Source organism: Martelella sp., from assembly GCF_984369615.1.
Genome location: NZ_CFHTCS010000354.1, coordinates 1 through 4,411, shown reverse-complemented (window position 1 = coordinate 4,411; position 4,411 = coordinate 1). Strand labels below are relative to the sequence as shown.

At 63.7% G+C, this 4,411-nt stretch carries 6 protein-coding genes; 3 read left to right on the top strand and 3 right to left on the bottom strand.

Annotated features, from left to right (window positions below):
• Positions 1-504 (bottom strand): alpha/beta hydrolase family protein (locus tag AC5DC2_RS20040; RefSeq protein ID WP_491699748.1); only part of this gene is annotated, 504 nt, incomplete at its 3' end.
• A 134-nt stretch (positions 505-638) separates the two neighbouring features.
• Between AC5DC2_RS20040 and AC5DC2_RS20035 the strand changes: the two genes are divergently transcribed.
• Complete coding sequence (locus tag AC5DC2_RS20035; RefSeq protein WP_024708517.1) at positions 639-1,634, top strand: helix-turn-helix domain-containing protein; 996 nt, start codon at positions 639-641, stop codon at positions 1,632-1,634.
• 11 nt (positions 1,635-1,645) lie between these two features.
• On the opposite strand, the gene AC5DC2_RS20030 is transcribed toward AC5DC2_RS20035, so the two are convergent.
• Together AC5DC2_RS20030 and AC5DC2_RS20025 are read right to left on the bottom strand one after the other, a co-directional pair.
• Complete coding sequence (locus AC5DC2_RS20030) at positions 1,646-2,158, bottom strand: methylated-DNA--[protein]-cysteine S-methyltransferase (protein ID WP_024708516.1); 513 nt, start codon at positions 2,156-2,158, stop codon at positions 1,646-1,648.
• Positions 2,155-2,715 (bottom strand): bifunctional transcriptional activator/DNA repair enzyme AdaA, encoded by a 561-nt coding sequence (locus tag AC5DC2_RS20025; protein WP_024708515.1) that lies wholly within the window; start codon positions 2,713-2,715, stop codon positions 2,155-2,157. The genes AC5DC2_RS20030 and AC5DC2_RS20025 overlap by 4 nt, the downstream gene beginning before the upstream one ends.
• A 279-nt stretch (positions 2,716-2,994) precedes the next feature.
• Between AC5DC2_RS20025 and AC5DC2_RS20020 the strand changes: the two genes are divergently transcribed.
• On the top strand, positions 2,995-3,477 hold the full coding sequence (locus AC5DC2_RS20020) for an ImuA family protein (protein WP_491699747.1): 483 nt from the start codon (positions 2,995-2,997) through the stop codon (positions 3,475-3,477).
• A partial coding sequence (locus AC5DC2_RS20015) for a Y-family DNA polymerase (RefSeq protein ID WP_491699746.1) occupies positions 3,404-4,411 on the top strand: 1,008 nt, incomplete at its 3' end. The genes AC5DC2_RS20020 and AC5DC2_RS20015, both read left to right, overlap by 74 nt.

Genomic DNA, 4,411 nt, shown 5'->3' with positions numbered 1-4,411 from the left:
CAGCGAAAACCCCACCGCCGTGATTGCCGATTGGTCGACATGCGACCCCAGGACCGGATCAGCCAGAAGCATATCGAGGGCGGCGGAAAGATCGCCGGCCCGTGTGTCCAGAAAGGCGGAGGCACGCGGAGACGAATCGCCCGTCGTACTGCCCGGATGATTGACCGCCAGCACCATGGCGCCGCGTTCGGCGAGCGCCGCCATCAGCCAGGCGCTGTTGTCCATATTGCCGCCTGAACCATGAGAAAACAGAAACAGCGGAAATTTGCCATCGGCAATGCGCGCGCCCATCAGGCCGGATGTGCCCTCGAAGACGGCGTTGCCGCCGACAATGCCGCGATAGCTCCTCGTCTTTGCAGGGTACCAGAGCGTTGCTGCCAGCAGAACGGGGCGCTCAGCGCTTTCAACGGCCATGCGCTCATAGCCCGGCAGCAGGGGCTCGGCAGCAAGCGCGGGAACAGCGAATGTCAGGACAGACAGAAAAGAGAGAAGAAGACGCTTCATCGGAGAAACCTTTCGATGTGTTTGAGACGGTTTCTTCTTTCGTTTTCCGGCGCAAACAGCGTCCTCTTTCCGGTTTGAGGTCGCCGGAAACCGGTTTTTGCACTATTCGGGGCCGATAGATGAGGGATGATGCCATGCTCGTTCTACCGGTTCCGATGGTCACCGCACTGGTGCTGGGCTTTATGGTCTTGCGTATGCTTGCGGGCGAAAGGCGGCCGCTCGCGATCGCCGTTTTTCTTTCGGCATGCGCGCTTCAGGGGCTCGTCGTCGCGCTGGTGCAATATTACGGCGTAGCCTTTCTTCAGCCGGTACAGCCGGTGACAGCCAGCGTCGTGCCCGTCTGCGCCTGGCTCTCATTCCGTTCCTCCTTCATCGAACCGATCCGTCCGGGGCGTGATTTCATCCATCTGGCCGCCCCCGCCTTCACCCTGTTTAGCGTGCTGTTCGCGCCGGTAACGGTGGATGCGATCATTCCGATGGTGTTTCTTGCCTATGGCGCACGGATCCTGCTGGCGCTTAAGGCAGGCGGAGACGCCCTGCCGCTTGCACGGCTGGAAGCCGGTCGCCAGCCGCAATGGCTGTGGGCGGGGATTGCCGCAAGTCTCGTGCTCTCGGCCGTCAGCGACACACTGATCGCCACTGTCATTCTTGCCGGTACGCCAGCGCTCAAGCCAATGATCGTCAGCATCTTCACCTCGATGGCACTTTTGGCTGCGGGCCTTCTCAGCCTTTCGCCGAATGCCTTCGGAGAAGGCGGTCACAAGGAAACGCCGCGTGCCGAACCGCCCGAAGCCACAGAGGCGGATACGGAAATCATGGCACGTCTGGATGCGCTGCTCGCTTCAGAGACACTTTATCTCGACCCGGCGCTAACGCTCTCGCGGCTTGCGCGCCGGCTCAGAATACCCGCCAAGACCCTTTCGGCCGCAGTCAATCGCACCACCGGCGACAATGTCTCACGCTACATCAATCGCTATCGCATCCTGCATGCATGCGACCGCCTGAAGGCCGGCGACACCGCGACAGCGGCCATGCTCGCAAGCGGCTTCAACACCAAATCGAATTTCAATCGCGAATTTGCCCGTGTCACCGGGAAAAGCCCCACAGCGTGGCTGAAGGAAAAAGCCTAGATCGTTCAGCTTCAACCTGCAAACAGATCCGCCTGCGGCGGCTCCTCCCAGGCATTTTCAAGTCTGAGCAGAAATTTCTTGGTCGGCAGGCCGCCGCCAAAGCCGGTCAGCGCGCCATTGGCGCCGATCACGCGGTGGCAGGGCAGCAGGATCGGCAGCGGATTGTTGCCATTGGCGGTGCCCACCGCCCGGCTCGCATTGGCATCGCCGAGCGCTCCGGCGATCGTGCCGTAGGTCGTGGTCTCGCCATAAGGGATCGTCGCCAGATATTCCCAGACGCGGTTCTGAAACCCGCTTCCCGAAAGATGATAGGCGAGATCGAACTGTTTCAGCTCGCCGGCGAAATAGGCATCGAGCTGACGCCGCGCCTCGGCAAACGGCGCATCATCGCGCCGCCAGTCGGATCGCGGCCCGAAGGCCTTGTGACCGGTCGGAAACGAGATGAAGTGCAGCCGGTTGCCATCGCCCGCCACCAGCAGCGCGCCCACCGGGCTGTCGATATAGGTATAGAACAACCCGCTCATCGCGCCGGTCTCCGGATCGCCGAGGGCGGCCGTCCATAAAGCCTCGAGAACGCGGCGTTGAAGCGCCGGACGCTGCCGAAGCCGGCACGCGCCGCCACGTCCGCGACCGGCAGCGAAGTCTCGTCCAGCAATCGCTTTGCCCGACCGATCCTCAGCGTCTGGGCGGTCTGCAATGGCGACGCGCCAACATGGACGGCAAAGAGCCGCGACAGATGCCGCGCGCCAACGCCGAGGCGTGCGGCAAGTTGCTCCACCGTGCCAGCGTCCAGCGCGCCCTCGGCAATCAGCTTCAACGCCCGCTCGACGGTTGTGCGCGTGCCGTTCCAGGCCGGCGAGAACGGCGCGCTTTCCGGACGGCAGCGCAGGCACGGCCGGTATCCGGCCCGCTCGCAGGCGGCCGCCGTCGGGTAATAGCTGACATTCTTCGCCAAAGGCTGTTTTACCGGGCAGACCGGACGGCAATAGATCATCGTCGTGCGAACAGCGGTAAAGAACCTGCCGTCATACGCCGGGTCACGCGCCTGCCGCGCCGCTTCGCATGTATCGAAATCCAACATGGCCCGATTTTAGCAGCGTCGGTTGAGGGAGGCGAGCACGATGTCATTATGAGGTCCGAAAACGACCGGCGTCATGCTCGCGGAGGCATCTTTCCGCTGCTCGAACCATATTTCTGCATCTTCCGCTCTCACACTTTTGTTCCCTTTTCATTCTCATCCGATCCGCTATATCATCGTCCCATGCAGGATGCGTTTTCGACCTTATTTCCGCTTCAGCGCGGCCGGGTGCATGATGCTTCCGGTCCTGGCGCCCCTTTCTTTGCGGCAGCCCTTGCCGGCATGACCGGCAGCGCGGTGCTGTGGATCAAGCCGGCATGGTTTGCCGAGGAGATCAATCCGGTGGCGCTTTCGGCGTTTTTCGACCCGAGCGATATCATCCTGGCGCGCACCGCCGACCAGACGGAAACGCTTGCCGCCGCCGAAGAGGGCCTGCGTTCGGGCGCCGTCGGCCTCGTCGTTATGGAGGTGGACAAGCCGATTGAGCTCACCCCGGGACGTCGGCTGCAGCTTGCCGCCGAAAGCGGCCGCAGCATTGGCCTTTCGCTGCATCCCGAAGGCGTGGGCAACCAAGCGGCGACTACGCGCTGGCTCTGCAGACCGCTGTTTTCGGCTTCCGACTCGACTCTGCAAAGCTGGTCGATTATAAAGAACAAAACAGGAACAAATAGCAACTGGACAGTGCGGTGGGATGAAACGGCGCGTCGTATCCATATGGTTTCAGAGACTGCCGAGCGAGCGGGTTCTCAGGACCCGCCCGGTTGATGGACCGTTCGCCGTCACGCTGAACGAGGGCAATCACGACCGGCTTTACGACCTCAATCGGGAGGCCGAGGGCCAGGGGCTGGAGCGCGGCATGGGGCTTGCCGATGCCCGCGCCTATGTGCCGGACCTCGTCACCCGCCCCGCCGATATCGATGCCGACCGACGCTTTCTCACCATGCTCGCCCGCTGGGCGACGCGCTACACGCCCCATGCCGGGCTCGACGGCGAGGACGGGCTGGTGCTCGACATCACCGGCGCATCCCACCTTTTCGGCGGCGAGGCGGCGATGTTGGAGGACATGAAGGAGCGGCTTTCCCGCGCCCGGCTTTCCGCGAAGATCGGCATCGCCGATACGCGGGGGGCGGCCTGGGCGCTGGCCCATTTCGCCCCCGGCATTGCGCCCCCGGGCAAGACCAGCGCAGCACTCGGCTCGCTTTCGGTCTCGGCGCTCCGCATCGACGACAAGACCGCAACCGCCCTGAAACGCCTCGGCCTCAACACCATTGCCGACATGACGGCCCTGCCCCGCGCCACGCTCGCCCGCCGCTTCGACATGGCGCTGATCGAGCGGCTCGAACAGGCGCTCGGGACACGCGGCGAGGCCGTCTCGCCGCTTTCCGAGCCGCCGCATTACGGTGTGCGGATGAGTTTTCCCGAACCGATCGGCCTTGTCGATGACGTGATGGCCGCCCTTTCCCGCCTGTTGGACACGCTCTGCCTGCGGCTGAAGAACCGGGAAGCAGGCGCGCGGGCCATTATGCTCTCGGTGGAGCGCGTCGACCAGACCCGACAGAATGTCACCCTCCGCCTCGCCCGCCCGATGCGCGATGCGCCGCGCATTCTCCGGCTGTTCGAGCGTCCGGTCGGCGAGATCGACGCCGGCTTCGGCATCGAGCGGATCCGGCTTGAGGCGCGCGGCGTGGAAAACCTGCCC